Origin of the sequence: Chitinophaga sp. YR627 (assembly GCF_900114995.1) — a bacterium.
Taxonomy (GTDB): Bacteria; Bacteroidota; Bacteroidia; order Chitinophagales; family Chitinophagaceae; genus Chitinophaga.
This window is the reverse complement of the sequence record NZ_FOUX01000002.1, coordinates 1,400,636-1,423,500: the sequence shown is the minus strand read 5'-3', so window position 1 is coordinate 1,423,500 and position 22,865 is coordinate 1,400,636. Positions and strand designations below refer to the sequence as shown.

Annotated in this window: 17 protein-coding genes; 9 read left to right on the top strand and 8 right to left on the bottom strand. The window is 44.1% G+C overall.

From position 1 onward, the window contains the following. Window positions 1–138 precede the first annotated feature (138 nt). Window positions 139–531 carry a DUF1573 domain-containing protein gene (locus BMZ72_RS14290; RefSeq protein WP_012789319.1) on the bottom strand — a complete coding sequence of 131 codons (393 nt, stop codon included), beginning with the start codon at window positions 529–531 and terminating at the stop codon, window positions 139–141. A gap of 207 nt (window positions 532–738) precedes the next feature. Between BMZ72_RS14290 and BMZ72_RS14285 the strand changes: the two genes are divergently transcribed. Together BMZ72_RS14285 and BMZ72_RS14280 are read left to right on the top strand one after the other, a co-directional pair. Then, window positions 739–3,138 (top strand): alpha-ketoacid dehydrogenase subunit alpha/beta, encoded by a 2,400-nt coding sequence (locus BMZ72_RS14285; RefSeq protein ID WP_089809370.1) that lies wholly within the window; start codon window positions 739–741, stop codon window positions 3,136–3,138. 424 nt (window positions 3,139–3,562) lie between these two features. Then, window positions 3,563–4,273 carry a response regulator transcription factor gene (locus BMZ72_RS14280; protein WP_012789321.1) on the top strand — a complete coding sequence of 237 codons (711 nt, stop codon included), beginning with the start codon at window positions 3,563–3,565 and terminating at the stop codon, window positions 4,271–4,273. A gap of 96 nt (window positions 4,274–4,369) precedes the next feature. Here BMZ72_RS14280 and BMZ72_RS14275 read toward each other — a convergent pair whose 3' ends face one another. Together BMZ72_RS14275 and BMZ72_RS14270 are read right to left on the bottom strand one after the other, a co-directional pair. Next, complete coding sequence (locus BMZ72_RS14275; protein ID WP_089809369.1) at window positions 4,370–5,080, bottom strand: YebC/PmpR family DNA-binding transcriptional regulator; 711 nt, start codon at window positions 5,078–5,080, stop codon at window positions 4,370–4,372. A gap of 159 nt (window positions 5,081–5,239) precedes the next feature. Further along, window positions 5,240–6,745, bottom strand: a complete 1,506-nt coding sequence (locus tag BMZ72_RS14270; RefSeq protein ID WP_089809367.1) for an amino acid permease — start codon at window positions 6,743–6,745, stop codon at window positions 5,240–5,242. A gap of 200 nt (window positions 6,746–6,945) precedes the next feature. Here BMZ72_RS14270 and BMZ72_RS14265 point away from each other — a divergent pair, with 200 nt between their 5' ends. From BMZ72_RS14265 to BMZ72_RS14255, 3 genes are all read left to right on the top strand, one after another. Then, window positions 6,946–8,307: a dicarboxylate/amino acid:cation symporter gene (locus BMZ72_RS14265; RefSeq protein WP_089809365.1), complete on the top strand. Its 1,362-nt coding sequence runs from the start codon at window positions 6,946–6,948 to the stop codon at window positions 8,305–8,307. Window positions 8,308–8,438: 131 nt separating this feature from the next. Continuing rightward, on the top strand, window positions 8,439–9,083 hold the full coding sequence (locus BMZ72_RS14260) for a DedA family protein (protein ID WP_089809363.1): 645 nt from the start codon (window positions 8,439–8,441) through the stop codon (window positions 9,081–9,083). A 38-nt stretch (window positions 9,084–9,121) separates the two neighbouring features. Beyond that, window positions 9,122–10,360, top strand: coding sequence for an MFS transporter (locus tag BMZ72_RS14255; RefSeq protein ID WP_089809362.1), 1,239 nt, complete (start codon window positions 9,122–9,124; stop codon window positions 10,358–10,360). Between the two features lie 56 nt (window positions 10,361–10,416). On the opposite strand, the gene BMZ72_RS14250 is transcribed toward BMZ72_RS14255, so the two are convergent. The 3 genes from BMZ72_RS14250 to BMZ72_RS14235 all read right to left on the bottom strand — a co-directional run bounded on the left by BMZ72_RS14250 (window position 10,417) and on the right by BMZ72_RS14235 (window position 12,676). Further along, window positions 10,417–10,878 carry a MarR family winged helix-turn-helix transcriptional regulator gene (locus tag BMZ72_RS14250; RefSeq protein ID WP_089809360.1) on the bottom strand — a complete coding sequence of 154 codons (462 nt, stop codon included), beginning with the start codon at window positions 10,876–10,878 and terminating at the stop codon, window positions 10,417–10,419. A gap of 261 nt (window positions 10,879–11,139) precedes the next feature. After that, window positions 11,140–12,078: a malate dehydrogenase gene (gene mdh, locus BMZ72_RS14240; RefSeq protein ID WP_012789328.1), complete on the bottom strand. Its 939-nt coding sequence runs from the start codon at window positions 12,076–12,078 to the stop codon at window positions 11,140–11,142. An 82-nt stretch (window positions 12,079–12,160) separates the two neighbouring features. Next, window positions 12,161–12,676, bottom strand: coding sequence for a peroxiredoxin family protein (locus tag BMZ72_RS14235; protein ID WP_089809356.1), 516 nt, complete (start codon window positions 12,674–12,676; stop codon window positions 12,161–12,163). A gap of 368 nt (window positions 12,677–13,044) precedes the next feature. On the opposite strand from BMZ72_RS14235, the gene efp reads away from it, so the two are divergent. The 3 genes from efp to accC all read left to right on the top strand — a co-directional run bounded on the left by efp (window position 13,045) and on the right by accC (window position 15,586). Continuing rightward, the gene (gene efp, locus BMZ72_RS14230) at window positions 13,045–13,611 is read left to right on the top strand and encodes an elongation factor P (RefSeq protein ID WP_089809354.1); all 567 of its coding nucleotides are present in this window, start codon (window positions 13,045–13,047) and stop codon (window positions 13,609–13,611) included. A 53-nt stretch (window positions 13,612–13,664) separates the two neighbouring features. Further along, entirely contained in the window at window positions 13,665–14,138 is a 474-nt protein-coding gene (gene accB, locus BMZ72_RS14225; protein ID WP_012789331.1) for an acetyl-CoA carboxylase biotin carboxyl carrier protein, read from the top strand. A gap of 110 nt (window positions 14,139–14,248) precedes the next feature. Next, window positions 14,249–15,586: an acetyl-CoA carboxylase biotin carboxylase subunit gene (accC, locus tag BMZ72_RS14220; RefSeq protein ID WP_012789332.1), complete on the top strand. Its 1,338-nt coding sequence runs from the start codon at window positions 14,249–14,251 to the stop codon at window positions 15,584–15,586. A gap of 76 nt (window positions 15,587–15,662) precedes the next feature. Here accC and BMZ72_RS14215 read toward each other — a convergent pair whose 3' ends face one another. Together BMZ72_RS14215 and BMZ72_RS14210 are read right to left on the bottom strand one after the other, a co-directional pair. Further along, window positions 15,663–16,487, bottom strand: a complete 825-nt coding sequence (locus BMZ72_RS14215; protein ID WP_089809352.1) for a hypothetical protein — start codon at window positions 16,485–16,487, stop codon at window positions 15,663–15,665. 189 nt (window positions 16,488–16,676) lie between these two features. Beyond that, window positions 16,677–18,875 (bottom strand): glutamine synthetase III family protein, encoded by a 2,199-nt coding sequence (locus BMZ72_RS14210; protein ID WP_012789334.1) that lies wholly within the window; start codon window positions 18,873–18,875, stop codon window positions 16,677–16,679. A gap of 361 nt (window positions 18,876–19,236) precedes the next feature. Between BMZ72_RS14210 and purL the strand changes: the two genes are divergently transcribed. Then, entirely contained in the window at window positions 19,237–21,489 is a 2,253-nt protein-coding gene (gene purL, locus BMZ72_RS14205; protein WP_089809350.1) for a phosphoribosylformylglycinamidine synthase subunit PurL, read from the top strand. Window positions 21,490–22,865: the final 1,376 nt, after the last annotated feature.

The window sequence follows — 22,865 nt, the reverse complement described above, 5'->3', positions numbered from 1 at the left end:
TGAGTATACAAAGGTAGTGGTTATAGGGCGATCTGCGGCTAAGAATGATTAACGTGGATAGCTGGGCTTATCTGCCATAAAAAACGCCTTACAGGGTTACTGTAAGGCGTTTTTACGTTTATAAGGTAGTTGTAATGATTAATTTTCAACTGTACCTGTCAGGTGAAGTTCTTTATCCTGATCAACACCTTTCAACCTTACCCAAACAGTTTTGTTCTGCTGACCAACGCTGTTTGCGCTATAGCTTGCAGTTACTTTACCTTTCTTACCTGGCAGAATTGGTTCTTTTGTCCAGGTAGGAGTAGTACAACCGCAACTAGCACGTGCAGTTTCGATCAGTACTGGTTCTTTGGTAGTGTTTGTGAATTCAAAATCAACTGAAACAGGCTTGTTCAGCTTGGTTTTACCGAAATCGATAGTTTCCTGTTTGAATTTCACTTTTGCATCAACAGGGTTTCCGGTCTGTGTCTGCGCCCAGAGAGCTGTGGTTAACAGCATGCTCGCAAATAGGGATAAGATAAATTTTTTCATGTATAATGTGGTTTTAAAACGATTGGTTAAAAAAAAGATCATCGTTTACTTACTAACAAATTTACAGCCAAATTTAATGTCGAACCTAAGAATTTATTAAAATCTTATTAAAAAAAATCCAATTATTTTACGCATTACATTTTCAGACATTTTGCAACTGTATAATTAACTATAATTAACCTTACTTTTGTACTTTAACAAAGAGGCATGATAGAAAACAATGAACTGACTATGAATATGGAAAGCCGGTTATCATTCGACGAATTTCGGAAAGAAGTACTGAATGATTACCGCCTGGCCTGCGAAAGCAGGGAAGTTAGTCTGCTGGCCCGTAAGGAAGTACTTACCGGCAAGGCCAAGTTCGGTATTTTCGGAGATGGTAAGGAAGTGGCACAGATCGCCATGGCCAAATATTTCCAGCCTGGTGATTTTCGCTCGGGTTATTACCGTGACCAGACTTTTGCCTTTGCTACAGGTATTGCTACGCCAGAACAATTCTTTTCACAGATGTATGCCGACCCTGATCTGGCGAATGAGCCATTTTCAGGAGGACGCCAGATGAATTCCCATTTTGCGACACCTAACCTTGCAAAGGATGGTAATTGGCTGGATCTGACCAGTATCAAGAACACCGCAACAGATATGTCGCCAACCGCCGCGCAGATGCCACGCGCGCTGGGACTTGCTTTCGCGTCCAAATTATTCAGGGATGTGGAAGTATTGAAAGAATTCTCAAAACTGTCCAACAACGGTAATGAGATCTGCTTCGCTACTATCGGCGATGCATCAACTTCAGAAGGACATTTCTGGGAAACCATGAATGCCGCTGGCGTACTGCAGGTACCACTGGCAGTATTTGTATGGGATGATGGTTATGGTATCTCCGTGCCACGTAAATACCAGACCACTAAAGATTCAATCAGTGCCGCACTGGAAGGATTCCGTAAAACAGAAGACTCTAACGGTTTTGATATTTATAACGTAAAAGGCTGGGACTATGCTGCTATGTGTGAAACCTTTGAAGCCGGTATCCGGAAGATGAGAGAAACACATATCCCTGCATTATTCCATGTCGAAGAATTGACGCAGCCACAGGGACACTCTACCAGTGGATCCCATGAGCGTTATAAGAGCAAGGAACGCCTGTCCTGGGAAAAGGAATTCGACTGTAACAACCAGATGAGACAGTGGATACTGGAGAACGCCCTGTCGGACGAAGCTACCCTGCTGGCAGTGGAAGCAGAAGCCAAAACAGTGGCCCAGAACGCACGTAAGAATGCCTGGGAAAAATATATCACGCCTATCCGTCAGCAGGTACAGCAGCTGTTAAGCTATGGTGAAGCTGTAGTCGGTCTGCCTGATGTGAATAGTAAGTTCGTAAAGGATCTGCTGGAAGCCTTGCAGACAAACCGTGAACCGCTGAGACGCGATGTCCTGAAAACAGCCGCTACCATCCTGTTTGCACATAGACGGGTAAAGGCGCCTGCGATGGACGCGCTGAAGCAGTATTACGAAAACCTGCTGGCGGCCGAAAAGAATAATTATAACTCTCTGTTATATGCTGAAGGCGTAAACTCTGTGCAGAATGTGCCGGTAGTACCGGCAGAATATGACAATAGTGCGCTTCCGATAAATGGTTACGAAGTACTGAACAAATACTTTGATCAGCTGATCGAAAACAACCCTAAAGTATTCGCTTTCGGGGAGGATGTGGGTAAAATCGGTGATGTGAACCAGGGATTTGCCGGTTTACAACAGAAGCATGGTACAGAACGCATATTTGACACGGGTATCCGTGAGCTCACTATTATGGGCCAGGGTATCGGTATGGCACTTCGTGGATTACGTCCTATCGCAGAAATACAGTACCTGGATTATCTGATCTATGGTCTGCAACCGCTCAGCGATGACGTGGCCAGCCTCCAGTATCGTACAAAAGGTATCCAGTACTGTCCGATCATCGTTCGTACAAGAGGACACCGTCTGGAAGGCATCTGGCACTCAGGTTCTCCGATGAGTATGATCCTCGGTTCACTGAGAGGTATGAATGTATGTGTACCGCGTAACATGGTACAGGCTGCCGGTATGTATAATACGCTCCTGGCCGCTAACGAACCTGCATTGGTGATCGAATCACTGAATGGCTACAGGCTGAAAGAAAAGCTACCGCAGAACCTGGGTAGCTTTACTGTGCCACTGGGTGTACCGGAAGTAGTGCACGAGGGGACAGATATCACCATCGTTTCCTATGGTTCTACGCTGCGTATTATCGAAGAAGCTATTCACTCTCTTGAGAAATTTGGTATTTCCTGCGAACTGGTAGATATACAGACCTTATTACCGTTTGACATCAACCACCAGATCGTGGAATCACTGAAGAAGACGAACCGTATTCTCTTTGTAGATGAAGACGTTCCAGGTGGAGGTACTGCCTATATGTTCCAGCAGGTAATGGAATTGCAGGGCGGTTACAAATGGCTGGATGTTGCACCAAGAACACTGAGTGCACAGGCTCACAGACCTGCTTATGGTTCAGATGGAGACTACTTCTCCAAACCAAATGTGGAAGATGTGATCAGGGTAGTGATGGAAATGATAGAAGAATAATCACTGATTATAAGAAAACGCAAGGCTCATGCCTTGCGTTTTTAATTTGTTGTGTAGGTTGTAGGTTTAAGAAGATGTTAATGTGTATGGCAAATATTATAAATTCCTTCCATGATAAATGTATTATAAAATAATTGAATGATTATTTAATATAGCAAGCTGTCCCGGTACTTCCTGATAAGATTAACCAAATGTTATTTCCTATTCTTAGTGATAATTAATATATTAGACATGCTTATTTTTTGTTAGGTTGCGAATGAACGAAATGAATGGATATCCAGCACATTGTGTCGCCAAAATTTAAAAGAATAAAGCTAAATTGGATAAACATTTAGTCCACGTTAAGAGTTAATAATTCGTCATTTTGTAACATTATTTTGTCAGGAAATGACTTCTAAATTAACCATCAACCCAAATCCCATTTATGAAAGCAGGAGTTCTGTTAGTAGAAGACGATCATTTTTTCGCCAAAGTCATCAAAAGCCATCTTGAAAAAGCGGGCTACCTGGTAGTACATTGCTCTGACGGAGAAGAGGGGTGGAATACTTTTCAGGAACGCCCATTTGATATTTGTCTGTTAGACGTGGTTATGCCGGGTATGGATGGATTCGCCCTGGCCAGAGAGATCAGGGACAGAAATGAGAACATACCTATTATTTTCACTACCTCAAGATATATGGAGCAGGATAAACTGAACGGTTTTGAATGCGGTGGAGATGATTATCTGGTAAAGCCCTTCAATATGGAGGAGCTGCTTTGTCGTATGGATGTATTCATGAAAAGAAGCCGTCTATTGCAGAACGACAAACAGATCGTATTTAAACTCGGTACGCTGATCTTCAATTACAGCGAATTCAAGATCTATCACCCTCCAACCAGTCAGACGATCAATCTGCCACCTAAAGAGGCTGAACTGCTTAAATTCCTCTGCGATAATCCCAATAAACGTTTAAAAAGAGAAGGTATTCTGCTGAGCGTATGGGGAAACGATGATTTCTTCACCGGCCGCAGTATGGATGTGTATCTGACCCGTATCCGTAAGCATTTCAAACTGGACAATACCATTAAACTGGAAACGATTCATGGCAAAGGTCTGCGCCTTGTTATTGAAAGTGAAGTATGCCGCGTGCTCTGATCAACCAGCAAACCTGCAACTCATCAACTGATTATATAAAGCGAAAGGCCTCGTCACAAGACGAGGCCTTTCGCTTTATCATCCTTACAAAGAATATTAACGGAGGTTGTGGAAAACCTGCTGTACGTCATCATCCTGTTCCAGACGATCGATCAGGGTCAGTACTTCTTTCGCCTGTTCTTCGTTCAGTTCTACGGTTGTAGTAGGAATACGTTGCAGTTCCGCACTGATAGGAATGATATTCCTTTCTTCCAGTGCTTTGGACATGTTACCAAACTCTGTGAATGGTGTGTGCAACACGATATTGCCTTCACTGTCCTCACCGATTTCTTCCAGACCAGCATCGATCAGTTCCAGCTCCAGGTCTTCCAGGTTCTGGCCTTCATTTTTGATCTTAAATACACCGGTACGGTTAAATATGAAACCTACAGAATTACTGTTTCCAAGGGTACCACCTTCTTTATTGAAGTGCATGCGCACGTTAGCAACTGTACGGGTGGTGTTGTCTGTAGCAGTTTCCACCATTACAGCTACGCCATGCGGAGCATATCCTTCATATACAACTTCTTCATAGTCCGTCTTGTCCTTACCCATTGCCCTTTTGATAGCCGCTTCTACACGGTCTTTAGGCATGTTAACACCTTTGGCGTTCGCTATACACCGGCGGAGTGCGGGGTTATTTTCAGGGTCAGGACCTCCACCTTTTACTGCAATCGCTATATCCTTGCCTATCCTGGTAAATTGTTTGGCCATCCTGTCCCATCTGGCAAACATGGTGGCCTTTCTTACTTCAAATATTCTTCCCATAGTGGGTATAATTAATTATTAAGAAAATCGAGACGCAAAAATAGTCACTTTTATAGTAATAATAAGCTTCTTCCGCCCTCTTAAAGCAACAAGGCCGGAAAATCATATGCTTTTGCAGCCTGATTTTCCGACCTCGTTATCTGTATTGTGAGAATAATGTTATTTCTGATTCATTTTTCTGGCTTTACTGTTCTTCACGCTATAACCGAAGTAGATAGCGAAACCGATCAGCAACCATACGATAAGACGTGCCCAGTTCTCAATACCCAGGCTGACAATCATAGTCAGACAGAAGATCGCACCCAGTATCGGAACGAATGGTACTGCCGGTGTTTTGAATGCACGTGGTAAATCAGGGTTGGTCTTTCTCATTACGATTACACCCAGACAAACCAGTACGAACGCGAACAGTGTACCGATGCTCGTCATATCACCTACAACGCTGTCCGGAACGAATGCAGCAAACAGGGATACGAAAACGAAAAACAGTAGCTGAGATCTGTACGGAGTACGGAATTTGGGATGCAGGTTGGAGAATACTTTTGGTACCAGGCCGTCGTTAGACATAGAATAGAATACCCTTGTCTGACCTAACAGCATCACCAGGATCACAGAAGAGAAACCAGCGAGGATCGCCACAGTTACAAATGTGGATAACCACTGGTAGCCTGGCATATAAGTATCAATGGCATAAGCTACGGAAGCCTCACCACCCTGTTTCAGGAAGTCCTGATAAGGAGCGATACCAGTCAGTACGTAAGAGAAGAGGATGTAAAGTACGGTACAGATAGCCAGTGAAGCAAGGATACCTACAGGCATATTTCTTTTCGGATTCTTGGTTTCCTGTGCAGCTGTAGAAACTGCGTCAAAACCAATGAACGCAAAGAATACAACACCGGCGCCTCTTAATACCCCTGGTATTCCATGGAACCAGAAGTCGGCATAATTCACCACTTTACCATTGTGCATAGTTACAGAACCAGCATCAGCAGGAATAGTGAACGGCGTGTGGTTAGCCGGGTTGATAAACTGCCATCCCAGGATGATCAGCAGGATAACGATAGCTACTTTGGTAATAACGATGATGTTATTAACAATTGCAGAACCTTCGATACCACGGATCAGTAACAGGGACAGGAGCAATAATATAAATACCGCAGGGATGTTCATGATACCGTGAACGCCTGCATCGGAAATTTCGAAAGGACTGTGAGACCACTCATAAGGTATAGCGAACCCTGGCCCGAATACCTTTTCAAGCAGCTTGTTGAGGTACTGAGACCAGCCGATTGCCACGGTAGCAGCACCAAGCGCATATTCCAGCACAAGATCCCATCCAATGATCCACGCAATAAATTCACCCATTGTAGCGTAAGAGTAGGTGTAAGCACTACCGGCGATAGGGATCATTGAGGCAAACTCAGCGTAACAGAGACCTGCCAGGGCACAACCGATAGCAGCGATAATAAAAGAAATAGTAACAGCCGGACCTGCATGCTGTCCCGCAGCAGCCGCTGTTCTTACAAAAAGCCCGGCACCGATGATAGCGCCTATACCCAAAGCTATAAGTGACCCCGCACCTAATGTACGTTTGAGACCTTTCTCAGATTCGGACGCTTCAGCTAATAACAGGGAGATTGGCTTTTTTACAAAAAGTTTGCCCATACAAATTGAGATATTGTGGTTGACGTTTAAGTGGTTTAGTTTTGTTGTTTCGTTTTATTACAGATCGCCAAATATAAATATCAAAATGCAAACCCTCAGCTTTTATTTTACAAATGAGCTTACAACTTTACAGTACTAACCTTATTTTTGGGGAATTTTAGCGTTTAGCATAAATATTAATTGTAATTAAAAGGCAAGGAATGAAGAGATCCAACCGGCTTACCTTATTTATATTCATAGCCATGGTATTGGGTATCCTCACAGGATACATAGTGAACGTGAATTACACCGAAATCTACGGTGGTGGCGCTCAGCAGACGATAACTGACAACGGTATCCATGGCGGACTGACCGGATACATCACAGGATTGAATACAGGCAGGGGCAAGACCGGAGAGACCACTATTCTGAAATTCGCTGATAATATTTCGATTCTTACTGATATATTTTTACGACTCGTAAAAATGATCATCGCTCCGCTCGTCTTTTCCACGCTGGTAGTGGGTGTGGCTAAATTAGGAGACATCAAGGCGGTAGGACGTATAGGCGGCAAGACCATGTTATGGTTTATTTCGGCTACTTTCGTTTCCCTTTTCCTTGGGCTGGTCCTGGTAAACATTATGCAACCAGGTCACTCCCTGAACCTGCCTTTACCTGACACACATGCCAGCAGTGGTGTAGCTGCCTCCAGCATGACCCTCAAAGGTTTTTTCCAGCACGTATTCCCGGATAGCGTAGTTAACGCGATGGCACACAACGAAATTCTGCAGATCGTCATCTTTGCATTATTCTTTGGTGTGGCGACTGCTGCTATCGGTACTGCCGGCGATATTGTTGTGAAGTTTATGGACAGTGTAGCGCATATCATGCTGAAAGTGACCGGATATGTAATGAATTTCGCACCATTCGCCGTATTTGGCGCCATGGCAGCGATCATTTCACAAAAGGGACTGGGCATTCTGCTGACCTACGGAAAGTTCATCGGACAATTCTATATAGGTCTTGCGGCGTTATGGATCGTGTTAGCTTTTGCAGGATTCGTTGTACTGGGCTCCAGGGTATTCACCTTACTCGGCCTGGTAAAAGATCCGTTATTACTGGCTTTCAGTACTGCCAGCAGTGAAGCGGCTTACCCACGTACCATGGAAGAACTGGAGAAATTCGGTTGTGATAAACGTATCGTTAGTTTCGTACTGCCATTGGGTTATTCCTTTAACCTGGACGGCTCCATGATGTACATGACATTCGCCAGTCTCTTTATAGCACAGGCATACAGTATGCACCTGGGTATCGAACAGCAGATCTCCATGCTGCTCGTACTGATGATCACCAGTAAAGGAATTGCAGGTGTACCAAGAGCATCCCTTGTGGTAATTGCCGGTACATTATCTATGTTTAATATTCCGGAAGCTGGTTTATTGTTGTTACTCGGTGTAGATCACCTGCTGGATATGGGACGTTCCGCGACCAATGTGATTGGTAACGCGATGGCAACTGCCGTTGTTTCCAAGTGGGAAAACTCATTGGTAGCCGAACCCGCAGGCGAGTTAAAGGAAGTATAACAAATCAATAACAGTTTTATGCTTATTTTGCCCATTATCTGTGGAATGCAATGCCGGACAGGCATATGATGCGGAAGGAAGGCAGTGTAAGCACCTATATTAGTACCTGATTTCGAGATTATAAAGAACATATGGACCAGTTTATAGAGTTATTCAAGCACCTTATTAACCCCCAGTGGATCATTGATCATGGTGGATTGTATTTATTACTGCTGATCATTTTCGCGGAAACCGGCCTCTTTGTTGGTTTCTTTCTTCCGGGAGACTCACTGCTTTTTGTAGCTGGTATCTACGTTGGCCTGCTTAGTGAAAGCTTCTATAATGTACCTTTTGTATTGATCATGGTGATGATCGCGCTGGCAGGAGTTATTGGTAACTATGTCGGATTCTGGTTTGGCCGGAAATCAGGCCCGCTGCTATTTAATCGAAAGGATACCTTCTTCTTTAAAAAGAAACACCTTTACCAGGCAAAAGAATTTTATGAGAAATATGGCGGCGGCGCAATCTTCCTGGCCCGCTTCCTGCCTATCATCCGCACATTCGCTCCGATTGTAGCGGGTATCGTACAGATGGAACAGAAACGTTTCATGTTCTTCAACATCATCAGCTCTTTCTGCTGGGTGTTTTCCATGATGCTGGCTGGTCACTATCTGGACAAAGCTTTTCCTTCTTTAAAAGAACATCTGGAGCTGATCGTAATTATATTAATTATTATTACTACATTACCTGTTCTTATTAAACTATTCTTTGGAAAAAGCAAAACACCTGCATCCTGATCCAATGATGCGGATGGACTAATAATCATTTCACTGTTATGAAACCGGGTAAGAGCACCTCAACGATTTTCAATGTGGCTGTTTTAGTCGCCTCATTGGGTTATTTCGTGGATATCTATGATCTTTTGCTGTTTACGATCGTCCGGGTGCCAAGTCTGAAAGACCTTGGCGTGCCTCAGTCGGAAATTGACACCGGCGTCGGACTTTTACTGATCAATATCCAGATGCTGGGATTACTGCTTGGCGGTATTTTCTGGGGCATCGTAGGAGATAAGAAGGGTCGTTTGAAAGTGCTGTTCGGGTCCATTCTGCTTTATTCTGTCGCCAATATTGCCAATGGCTTTGTTACGGGAACCACTGGTTACCTGTTCTGGCGTTTTGTTGCCGGACTGGGACTTGCGGGTGAATTAGGTGCGGGTATCACCCTGGTAGCCGAAATTCTTCCAAAAGAGAAAAGAGGTTACGGCACGATGATCGTCGCTACTGTCGGCGTATCCGGTGCAGTAGCTGCAAACCTGATCGCTAAACTGGTGCCCGACTGGCGTTACTGCTACTTTATTGGTGGTGGATTGGGATTGGCGTTATTATTCCTGCGTATCAGCGTGATGGAGTCACACATCTTCAATCAGACCGCTGAAAGCAATACACCTGGCAGAGGCCAGTTCTTCGCATTATTTAATAACAAAGAGCGTTTTGTTAAATACCTGAAATGTATCCTGCTTGGTACGCCAACCTGGTTTGTAGTAGGTATTCTCGTTGCATTTTCTAATAAGTTCGCCATTGAGATGGGGGTAAAATCGCCGATCGATCCCGGTAATGCAGTTGCATTCTGTTATGGGGGACTGGTACTGGGTGACTTTTCCAGTGGCTATCTGAGTCAGTTGTTAAAAAGCCGGAGGCAGGTTATGCTCATCTTCCTTGGACTGACCGCCGCCTGTGTGGCCCTTTATCTGAATCTTTTCGGCGCAGAGGAATGGTTGTTCTATACAGTTTGTTGTGTATTAGGCTTTAGTGTGGGCTTCTGGGCTATCTTTGTGACGATTGCTGCGGAGAGTTTTGGCACTAATCTGCGTGCAACTGTAGCTACGACGGTACCTAACTTTGCAAGAGGGATGCTGCTGTTGATTACCATGGGTTTCAAAGGTTTACAGCATTATGTAAGCTATTTGCAGAGTGGAGTGATCATGGGTGTGGTCTGTATCGTGATTGCGATTGTAGCCGCTTACACGGTGGAAGAGACGTTTGGAAAAGACCTTAATTACGTAGAGAAAATATAAAAAAAACACGGTACTGATTGAGTAATACTACTCAATCAGTACCGTGTTCACCGCTGTTAATAGCGTGTGAGAATCTTGTCCAGCAGTAGGTTTAGCTGTGCCGCTTCTTCTTCCGTAAGCGATAATTTCAGAGAATCTTCTAAATCAGGAAGGTCCTGATCCATTACTTCCAGCAGTGCCAATCCCTTTTCGGTGATCTGTACATCCACGGCTCTGCGATCTACTTCACTACTTTTTCTTTCCACCAATCCGGCTTTTCTGAGACGTTCGACAAGGCGGGAAACGTCACTCATCCTATCCAGCATCCTTTCTTTTAACGTATTGATATTAGCTGCCTTGGGATGCTGTCCGCGCAGTATGCGCAGGATGTTGTATTGCTGCATGGTGATGTCAAACTTCTTGAAGAATTGTTGATGACGTGACACTATCCAGTTGCCGACGAAGATGAGACCAATTAACCCTTTATTATACTCGCTGGTAAAATTTTTCTGCGAGATCAGTTTTTCTATGTTTGACATAAGTGAGAATGTAGTCGGGTTAAAAATACGAATAATCAATCATGCATTTGGCAAACAAAACAGCAGGTTTTGTATAATAGCCGTTGAAACGAATGTAATGAAACTTTTTAGTGACCGGAAAGTATTTATTCCGGGGATAGCAGTAGAGAAGAGGAAAAGAGAGGGTTTATACTCAAAAAGCGGTATAAAGAAAGGCTGACCCGTATCCGGGCATTTTTGGATACAAAGTCAGCCTTTTATATTAGGATCAATATATTATTATCAGGCGACAACCTTCATGTTGTCCAGCACGTCCATGACTTCCTTAACATGTATAGCGGAGGTATTCAGCAGTTCTTTTTCGCTGTCATTCAGCTGAAGCTCCAGTATTTTTTCGATACCGTTCTTACCGAGTACAACGGGAACACCCAGGTAGATGTCTTTCAGACCATATTCGCCGGTCAGCCATGCGCAGCAGGGAAATATTCTCTTTTCATCTTTCAGAATGGCTTCTACCATCTGAGCGGCAGCAGCGCCAGGTGCGTACCAGGCGGAAGTGCCCAGCAGATTTACGATTTCTCCTCCACCTACTTTAGTGCGCTGAATAATAGCTTCCAGTTTATCCGGAGCAACGAGTTCTGTGACCGGTATACCAGATACGGTCGTATAACGTGGGAGTGGCACCATGGTATCTCCGTGACCACCCATCAGGATGGCCTGGATGTCTTTAGGGGAGCAGCCGATTTCATCTGCCAGGAATGCGCGGTAACGGGCTGTATCCAGGATACCGGCCATTCCGAATACCTTGCTGCTGTCTTTCTGTGCAGTAAGGTATGCGCAATATGTCATTACATCCAGTGGGTTGCTCACAACAATGATCACCGCATCTGGAGAGTATTTGCTGATATTTTCCGTAACTGACTTAACGATATTGGCATTGGTAGAAATCAGGTCATCCCTGCTCATACCCGGTTTACGGGGTAATCCGGAAGTGATCACTACTACATCGCTGTTAGCCGTTTTCGTGTAATCAGAAGTAACACCCGTCACCTTTGTGCTGTAATAATCAATCGGGGCCTGTTGCCAGGTATCCAACGCTTTTCCTTCTGCTGTACCTTCCTTAATATCCAATAACACAACTTCCTGCAAGAAATCTCTGTGGGCCAGCACATTAGCACAGGTTGCGCCTACATTACCAGCTCCTACGACAGTAACTTTCATCGTTTGTATAAAATTTAAGAGGTGAAGAATATGAGGATAAAACAAATGTAACCAATGGCCACTGAAACAGGCCCGCAATGGATTAATTAAGATATGTCATCAATTCTTCCATTTTTACTGTGCCTTCAAAGCCTTTCACGAACTTCTGTTTTTTGTCATAGACAAACAGTCCGGGGAAGTAATGCAGATTGTAGAAATACATGATCTGGCGGGTAGGCTCACTGGCCATTATAATATTCGGGTAATTTTTGATGTTGTAACTGTTATAATACTGTTTCATCTGTTCCGGCTGGAACGGCGTCAGCATCAGGATCCGTGTTTTCTTAAACTTATCGATGTTCTGTAATACTTCCTGGGTCAGGTGCTTACAGTGGTCACAATCTACACTAAAAACAAAGACAAGCGTCTTTTCGTTCTTTTTCAGACTATCCTTTGTATTAATAATATGTCCGTCTGGCAGGGTAACTTTATAGTTGGGCACTACCGGAAATTGCAGATAAGGTGGCTGGTCTGTTGGTCCGACTGCTGTTTTGGATTTGCTCTGCGCTTGTACTAAAAAAGGCAGGCAGCAGCATAAGATGGTCAGAAAACGCTTCATGTGTTAGTCTAATTTTGAACGCTTGAGTTTTGTATCAGACTAAAGGTATCGAATTTTGTAATAGCCTAAATCACGGCTAAGCGTCTCATAACCTTTATTTTGGACCCCGATTCTACTTAAATAAGGGCCATGAAGGTACCTTTGGTGCCAGGTATGGACATACTTTCGATTTTTTTATAAAAAAATTACTAGATTACCCTTCCTTACACTATGTTTGCATTCCTAAAAAAAATAATAGGTAAGAAGAGGGTCTCTGTATAACACTAAAACAAATCGGGAAGCAATCAGTTCCATGAGGGATTTTGTCAGAATGACTTACTTTTGCAATCCTAACGTATTTTTAACTTTATAAAATTTAGTATCCTTTTATGGCTACCACTGCAGATATCAGAACAGGATTGATTATAAAGCTGGATAACAGCTTGTATTCTGTTGTAGAGTTTGGTCAGAACAAAACAGCCCGTGCCGCAGCTAAAGTATGGGCTAAACTGAAAGGTGTTGACAATAGCAGGTCTATTGAACACACCTGGAACTCAGGCGACACTATATACCCTGTGCGTGTTGAGAAGAAGGCATTCCAGTTTTTATACCAGGATGACAGTGGTTACAACTTCATGGATAATGAGACTTTTGAGCAGATCGCTTTACCGGAAGGTATGATCGATGCTCCTCAGTTCCTGAAAGAAGGCCAGGAAGTAGGTGTTTCTATCAACACCGAAACTGAACAACCAATGAGCGTAGAACTGCCTGATAAGATCGTTGTAAAAGTTACTTACTCCGAGCCAGGTCTGAAAGGTGATACAGCTACCCGTACGTTGAAACCTGCTACCGTTGAAACCGGTGCTACTGTAAACGTTCCGCTGTTCGTAAACGAAGGTGAACTGATCAGAGTAAACACCAAGAATGGTGAATACATCGAGAGAGTAAAAGAATAGTTTTAGTCCATATTATCTACTTACAAGCATTAACTAAACCAAAAACTGTCTACATGGATTTTAAACAGATTCAGGAGCTGGTAAAAATGGTCAATAAGTCCAATATCAGTGAACTGAGCATAGAGCAGGACAAGTTTAAGATTACAATAAAGCAAAAAGATAACGAACAGCCGGTTTACGCTGTTCCCGCAGTAGCAGCTCCGGTTTATCAGCCAGTACCGCAGGCCGCACCTGTAGCCCAGGCAACAGCAGCGCCAGAAGCGCCTAAAGCTGAAGCAAAAGCTGATAACCTGGTGACCATCAAATCTCCAATGATTGGTACTTTCTACCGCAGCCCTGGTCCAGACAAGCCTTCTTTCGTGAATGTCGGCGATGACGTAACTTCAGGTAAAGTGGTTTGTATCATTGAAGCAATGAAACTCTTCAATGAAATCGAAAGTGAAGTGAGCGGTAAAATAGTAAAGGTACTGGTAGACGACGCTTCCCCTGTGGAGTACGATCAGCCTTTGTTTTTGGTAGAACCATAATTTAATTCTTTAAAAGGTTGGAATATTATGAGAAGGAAAACGAAATTTCCATGCCTCATAGTTTTCCAACCTTTTAGGTTTATTACTTTTCTTTAACCTATTGAAAAAACATGTTTAAGAAAATATTGATTGCCAATCGTGGAGAGATCGCCCTGCGTATCATTCGCACCTGTAAGGAGATGGGTATCAAAACGGTGGCTGTTTACTCTACAGCAGATAAAGATAGTCTGCATGTAAAGTTTGCAGATGAAGCGGTGTGTATAGGTAAACCACAGAGCAGCGAATCTTATCTGAATATACCTCACCTGATGGCGGCAGCAGAAATAACCAACGCTGATGCAATCCATCCAGGTTACGGTTTCCTCGCAGAAAACGCACGCTTTGCAGAGATCTGTGGTGAACACGGTATCAAATTTATCGGCCCGACTCCGGAGATGATCCGTAAAATGGGTGATAAAATGACTGCGAAAGAAACAATGATCGCAGCAGGCGTACCTGTAATCCCGGGTTCTGAAGGCCTCCTCCAGAGTCTGGAAGAAGCGAAGAAACTCTCCAAACAAATGGGTCTGCCTATCATCCTGAAAGCAACTGCTGGTGGTGGTGGTAAAGGTATGCGTGTGGTATGGAAAGACGAAGAGCTGGAGAACGCCTACAACATGGCTAAAAATGAAGCCCGCGCCTCTTTCAATAACGACGGTATCTACATGGAGAAATTCGTGGAAGAGCCTCGTCACATTGAAATACAGGTAGCAGGTGACCAATATGGTAAAGTATGTCACCTCAGTGAGCGTGACTGCTCTATTCAGCGTCGTCACCAGAAACTGGTAGAAGAATCACCTTCTCCTTTCATGACGCCTGAACTGCGTGAGAAGATGGGTGAAGCAGCTATCAAAGCAGCATCAGCTATCAATTACGAAAGTGTTGGTACGATCGAGTTCCTGGTGGATAAACACCGTAACTTCTACTTCATGGAGATGAACACCCGTATCCAGGTAGAACACGGCGTAACGGAAGAGGTAATCAATTTTGACCTGATCAAAGAACAGATCAAGATCGCTGCCGGTATTCCTATCTCCGGTAAGAACTATACACCGGAAATGCACGTAATCGAATGTCGTATCAATGCGGAAGATCCGTACAACGACTTCCGTCCATCTCCAGGTAAGATCACTACCCTGCATATTCCAGGTGGTCACGGTGTACGTGTGGATTCACACATCTATGCTGGTTACGTTATTCCTCCGTACTATGATTCAATGGTGGCTAAACTGATCACTATTGCACAGACCCGTGAGGAAGCGATCAACACTATGGAGCGTGCACTGAGCGAATTTGTGATCGAAGGGGTGAAAACAACCATTCCTTTCCATCAGCAGCTGATGCGCGATGAGAACTTCCGTAAAGGTAACTTTACGACCAAATTCACAGAAACTTTCAAACTGGTTTAATCTACCAGCGCGATATAAAGAAAGCCGGCACGTCTCAGACATGCCGGCTTTTCTGTTTAAACAATCTGCGCTACCGCTATTTACATTTGTAAACGATCTTCATGCCTGTTAGATCTGCATCCAGGAAAGAGACTGCCTTCCCCTTGGGATCATTCGGGAATTGCAGCGGAAGACCATACTTATTGTAAGTAACAGCGGTTTGGGTGTTGTTTTCGCTGTAATTACGGGTCAGTAACTGCCATACTTTATTCGTCTGCAGGAAATTGATCTTATTGTCATAAGGGCCATAATAAGTGGTATCCACCACCCAGCCTGTCGATCCCCAGCTGGCCGCCAGCTTTTCCAGATTGTTGGCGCTGTTGTACAGGTATTTCTTTTTATACCAGCCGCTGCCATCTTCAAAAAACGAATTCTCTTCTATCAGCCGCCCTTTGGCATCGTAGTTAAAATAGATCACAATGAGCAATGGTTCCAGGAATGGATAGGGGATCGGATTGTCGCCTATCGTACCGTTGTTATAAAGACTGTCCATATAAGGCCTGTCCTGATTGTTATGGTATTTAAACCGATGCCATTCCCTGAAATCTGAGCCATAACTGCCATCTGAATAATGCAATATCTGATCGGTCAGTCTTTGTTTTGCATCATATCTGTAAGATTCATTCTCGTTGCCGGTGGCTACGTCAGAACGGGTGCGCAATACCGGGTTACCTGCTTTGTTATAGGTAAGGTTATTGACAACATGCCCTTCCCACCAGTAGTTGTCACCTTCAAATGACTGGATCTGGCAAAATTGAGCGCCACAGTCGGGCGTGATGTCTGTTTTTCCACAGGAAGCAAGCAGACATAGGATTGCACCTGCGATCATCGCATGAAAAGTAAAATTGAGACGTGTTCTCATGAGGGAGTTTTTAGGGGTAATAAATGAAACGTGTCCTTTTGAAATCAATAAAGCAGATCAGATTGCTTAAACAGGGAGGTAGGTGGAGTATCGGGTTAAGAGTATAATGAAGGTAAGCAATCCTTATAAAAACACAAAGCCCCGGGTAAATACCCGGGGCTAATCATACACCAAAACAATCTTACGGTTTTATCGCAAGAAAAGCAGCTCTCTGTACTTAGGGAGGCTCCATTGTTTATCATCTACAAGGAACTCCAGTTTATCCGCGTGATAACGGATAACATCGAAGTACGGCTTAATTTTATCACAATAATCTATAGCTTTTTGACGGCTGTCAGTAACTTTATTAGCTACTTTACGCGCTTCGATCATAGCCTGTACATTTTCACTGATAACGTTAATGTGTTCAGCTATTTTAGAGGCGATCTGTGTTTGTGCTTTAACAGCGCTGTCACCGAGACCGATACCTTTCAGACCATTGATGTTGGTAATCAGGGTGTTCAGGTAGGTGATCGCAGAAGGCAGGATCGTGTTGGTAGCCAGATCTCCGATAACACGGGCTTCGATCTGTACTTTTTTCACGTAGTCCTCGAGCAGGATCTCATGACGGGCATGCAGTTCTTTCTCGTTGTAAATGCCTACTTCAGTGAACAGTTTAGTTGATTTTTCGGTAACGTATGCATCCAGTGCTTTAGGAGTGGTTTTTACGTTAGCAAGACCTCTCTTTTCAGCTTCTTTTTCCCACTCTTCGCTATATCCGTCGCCTTCAAATAAAACTTTCTCCGAATCTACAATATATTTCCGAAGAGTTTGCATAATAGCAATCTCTTTTTTCTCGCCTTTTTCAATCAGGGCGTCCACTTCAACCTTAAAGGTAGCCAGTGTTTTAGCCACGATTGTGTTGAGAACAGTCATCGCAGAAGCACAGTTTGCAGAAGAACCTACCGCGCGGAACTCAAACTTGTTACCGGTAAAGGCAAAAGGAGAGGTACGGTTACGGTCAGTGTTGTCCAGCATCAGTTCTGGAATGTGACGGTGCAGATCCAGTTTCAGGATCGCTTCGTCCTGCTCGTCAAATTTGTTATTTACACGGGTTTTAACCTCCTGCAGTACGTCGTAGAGGTATTTACCTGAGAACACAGAGATGATCGCCGGAGGCGCCTCGTTAGCACCCAGACGGAAGTCATTGCTTGGAGAAGCGATAGAAGCTCTCAGCAGATCTGCGTAGTCATGAACCGCTTTGATAGTGTTTACAAAGAAGGTCAGGAACATCAGGTTGGTCTTCGGAGTTTTACCCGGAGCCAGCAGGTTCACACCAGTATCTGTAGCAAGGCTCCAGTTGTTGTGTTTACCTGAACCGTTTACGCCTGCGAATGGTTTCTCATGCAGTAACACTCTCAGTTTGTGACGTTTTCCTACTTTGGTCATTACGTCCATCAGCAGGGAGTTGTGGTCAACTGCGATGTTCACTTCTTCAAAGATAGGAGCACACTCGAACTGGGAAGGAGCCACCTCATTGTGACGTGTTCTCAAAGGAATACCCAGTTTGTAGGATTCCATTTCGAAATCACGCATGAAAGCATATGCACGCTCAGGGATAGAACCGAAGTAGTGGTCTTCCAGCTGCTGTCCTTTGGATGGAGCATGACCAACTACTGTACGGCCACACATTACCAGGTCAGGACGGGCATTTGCCAGACTTTCATCTACCAGGAAGTATTCCTGTTCCCAGCCCAGGGTAGCAGTAACCTTGGTTACATTTTTATCAAAATAGTTACATACGTCTACAGCCGCTTTGTCGATAGCAGAAAGAGCTTTCAGCAGTGGCGCTTTGTAGTCCAGTGATTCACCGGTGTAAGCAACAAATATAGTAGGAATGCACAGCGTTTTACCTTGACCCTGTTCCAGGATGAAAGGAGGAGAAGATGGGTCCCATGCAGTGTAACCACGCGCTTCGAAAGTAGCACGCAGACCACCATTAGGGAAGCTGGAAGCATCTGGCTCCTGTTGTACCAGCGCGTCGCCGTCAAAAGTTTCCAGAGCGGAACCATCACCTTTCAGGGTGAAGAATGAATCATGTTTTTCAGCAGTAGTACCTGTCAGCGGCTGGAACCAGTGTGTATAGTGAGTAACACCTTTTTTCATCGCCCACTGTTTCAGACCTGAAGCGATCTGCTCAGACATCTTGCGATCGATCTTGGTGCCGGATTTAATAGAGTTCATTAAGCTCTTATAAGCCTCATCACTCAGATTCTCACGCACAACTTTTCCTGCGAAAACATTGCTGCCGAACACTTCGGTGATCTTTGTACCGTTGAGTTGTTCGGGCTTGATTTTTAAATCAACACCAGAAAGGCCTTCCAGTGCGGTGAAGCGTAACGATTGCATGCTGTAAATAATTTTATACAAAAGAACGGTCTTGCTATAACATAAGCAAGAAATTAGTGGATTTTAACTAAAAAATTACATTTATTGGTGAAAATCGTTAATTTTTCTGATTTTTGACTAAAAAACTAATAAGCGATCGCTTTAAAACTGATATATTTAAAAAAATATAATTTGTCATGCCTGCATGAAGACCGCGTTGGACATTTTATAGATTGTTTCCCCCTTTCAAAAAATGCCGAAAAACTGGCATAATTCTTTTAGTCTCAAATGACTGCAAGTTGTCAATAACCTTTGTCAATTGGCGGAAAAACCAGTACGTTTGTGCTTCATTTCATCTATTCGCACTTATACAATTAGTTCCATGCAATCTAACGTAGAAACTACAGATAAGTTCTCCCAAACAACCGTCGAAACTGCTGAGCAGCTAGGTCTTACAGCAGACGAATTTGAGCGTATCAAAGGTATATTGGGCCGTACCCCAAATTTTACAGAACTGAGCATGTACTCAGTCATGTGGAGTGAACATTGCAGTTATAAGAATTCCATCGTATGGTTAAAATCACTGCCCCGTGAAGGTGAGCGCCTGCTGGTGAAAGCCGGCGAGGAAAATGCCGGTCTGGTAGATATCGGCGATGGTTATGCCTGCGTATTCAAGATCGAATCCCACAATCATCCTTCAGCCATAGAGCCCTTCCAGGGCGCAGCTACAGGAGTAGGTGGCATTCACCGTGACATCTTCACTATGGGTGCACGGCCTATTGCAGCGCTCAATTCTCTTCGTTTCGGTAACATCAATGACAGGAAAACGCAACATCTTGTGAAAGGCGTTGTACATGGAATTGGCCACTATGGCAATTCTTTCGGTGTGCCAACTGTCGGCGGTGAAACATACTTTGAAGACTGTTACAATACCAACCCACTTGTCAATGCCATGAGTGTTGGTGTGGTAAAAGTTGGTCAGACTGTTTCCGCTACTTCCTATGGCGCCGGTAATCCGGTGTTTATCGTAGGCTCTGCAACAGGTAAAGATGGTATCGGGGGCGCATCCTTCGCCAGCGCTAACATCACCGAAGACAGTGTAGAAGATCTGCCATCCGTACAGGTAGGCGATCCTTTCCAGGAAAAGAAACTGCTCGAAGCCTGTCTTGAAATTATTCCTACAGGCGCACTCGTTGGTATGCAGGATATGGGCGCAGCCGGTATCACCTGCTCTACCGCTGAAATGAGTGCTAAAGGCGGACATGGTATGGCCATCCAGCTGGATAAAGTACCTACCCGCCAGGAGAACATGAAAGCCTGGGAAATACTACTCAGCGAGAGCCAGGAAAGAATGCTCATTGTTATACACAAAGGCCGTGAAGCCGATGTGCTGAAAATATTCGAAAAGTGGGACCTGCACTGTGCGCAGATCGGTGAAGTAACGACCGATAAGCACCTGAAGTTCTATCTGAACGGTCACCTGGAAGCTGATCTTCCTGCAGATAGTCTCGTATTGGGTGGCGGCGCTCCGCAATACCACCGTGCCTATACGGAGCCCACCTACTTTGAAAAAGTAAAGGCCTTCGATATTCATAAAATACCAGACACCCTGCATGCACGCTTTGCTGCAGAAAGACTGGTGAAACTGCCTAACATTGCTTCCAAACGCTGGATCTATAACCAGTATGACAGCATGGTAGGTACCGCGAATGCCAGCACGAATGCACCTAGTGACGCGGCTATTATTACGGTAAAAGGGTCTAAAAAGGTCCTGGCACTAACGACAGACTGTAACAGCCGCTACGTGTATGCTGACCCGCATATAGGCGGTCAGATCGCCGTAGCAGAAGCTGCCCGTAATATCGTGTGTAGCGGCGGTGAACCGGTAGCTATTACCAACTGCCTGAATTTCGGTAATCCTTACGACCCGGAAGTATACTACCAGTTCGTGTATGCGATCAAGGGAATGGGAGAGGCCTGCCGTAAGTTCAATACACCCGTTACCGGTGGTAATGTGAGTTTCTATAACCAGTCTCCTGACGGCGCCGTATACCCGACGCCAACCATCGGTATGCTGGGTATCCTGGATAATATCGCTGATCGTATAACCCTCGACTTTAAAGAGTCAGGTCACCTGATCTATTTAATAGGCCGCAGCCGTAATGATATCAGCAGTTCAGAATACCTGCATAAGCTGATTGGTATTGAGTTCAGCCCTGCTCCGCATTTCCATCTGGAAGAAGAGCATCGTCTGCACCAGGCTATCGCGAAGCTTAATAAAGCCGGTATCGTGCAGTCCTGTCATGATATCAGTGAAGGCGGTCTGTTTATCTCTCTGCTGGAAAGCGCCATGGCTTCAGGTTTAGGCTTCGATATCCACAGTAATCCCAACTTCCGTAATGACGCATTCTTCTTTGGTGAAAGCCAGAGCCGTGCTATCGTGACTATCAGACCGGAAGACAAAGAGAAATTCGATGCTGTTATGCATGCGGTGATTGACGCGACAGAACATTCAGTAAAGGCAGAGAAGCTGGGTGTCGTGAAAGGAGAGCATATTATAATAGATAATGAAGACTGGGGAACGGTAGATAGCTGGAAACAACCATATGATATAGCAATTGAGTCTCATTTATAGTAAAAAGCTAATATCTTAAATATTAAGAGGTACAACGTATATACCACATGGGTGTTATGTTGTACCTCTTAACATTTGTAGGCTGTCCATCATACACTTATAGCATACACGCTGTTATGAAATTCCCGACGGATAAGGTTTTTACACCTCTTCGAGTATTATTGTAATGTTAAATCCTTTTAACAAGTCATTAACAAAATCCCATGTTCGTGTGAATTTATATCGCACTGCTTAAAGTACTTTTGATAAAGAGAAATGCGAATACATCGGGTCTGATAAAAAAGACCAAATCCAACATATTTTATCCCTGGAATCATGAGAGTGATTCCTGTCCTATGAGAGCCAATGCCAATTTTATCCCTGGAATTGAAAGAGTTCCAGCCTGTGAAATCAGAAGAGTTATTTTTATCCTGCGGAATCTAACACATTCCGGCCTATGAAATCCAGTTATTTATCCTTCGGAACCTAACACGTTCCGGTCCTATGAAATCGATTTATTTTATCCTTCGGAATCTAACACATTCCGGTCCTATGAAAGCCAATTAGAATCAATCCCCGGAATTAAAAGAATTCCGGCCTATGAAAGCCAATTATTCAGAACAATTAACATTCCTGGAGACGAAAGGATCCAGACCTATGAAAGCCAGTTTATTTATCCCAGGAGCCTACGGGCTTCTAATTCTATGAAGACCAATTGTTCTACCATGTCCTGATGAAAGCTAAGTGAAACTTACACCTAGTGAGAAAGAACGATTTGTTGTGAAGCCCCTCGTATTCAACGAGGGGTTTACTTTTTCAGCTGTTTCCATTATAACGCAAATGTTGTGCCATTAGTATAAAGGCAGTAAAGAATTCAGCCCCAGCGGGTAAGAATTAACATTGGAGCCTATACGGGGTATCTATATGCACGTCATTGTTTACGCTATGCATCTGTGTTCTGACATAGGTGTAAACGCTAATACTGACCAGTAGACCATCTTAGGCTTTACAATCAATGAATTAGGGTGATCTGATGTAGCTGACGTGTATATGTATGCGTAATCTGCCCCATTTGATTAATTATCAGCAAATCAGACAGCATATAACCAGGCTTGCAGGGTATTATAGGGAATATCAGCGGCGATAGGTATAAACATCTATGTGGGCCAAAATCTGCCATCAGGCAAAACAATCCTTTTCATACTATATACATGCTTCATACACGACGCATACACGACGCATATACGACGCATCTCCTAAAAAAAGTATGAACTACAGGGAACAAAATGTCCAGGAAAATGGATTTTTCGCCTCACTGAAATAAGTAGTCCTACATATCTCCTTCATTTGGAATCGCTGTGCCATACCTGGGAGCTCTATCCCATTATTCTTTCATC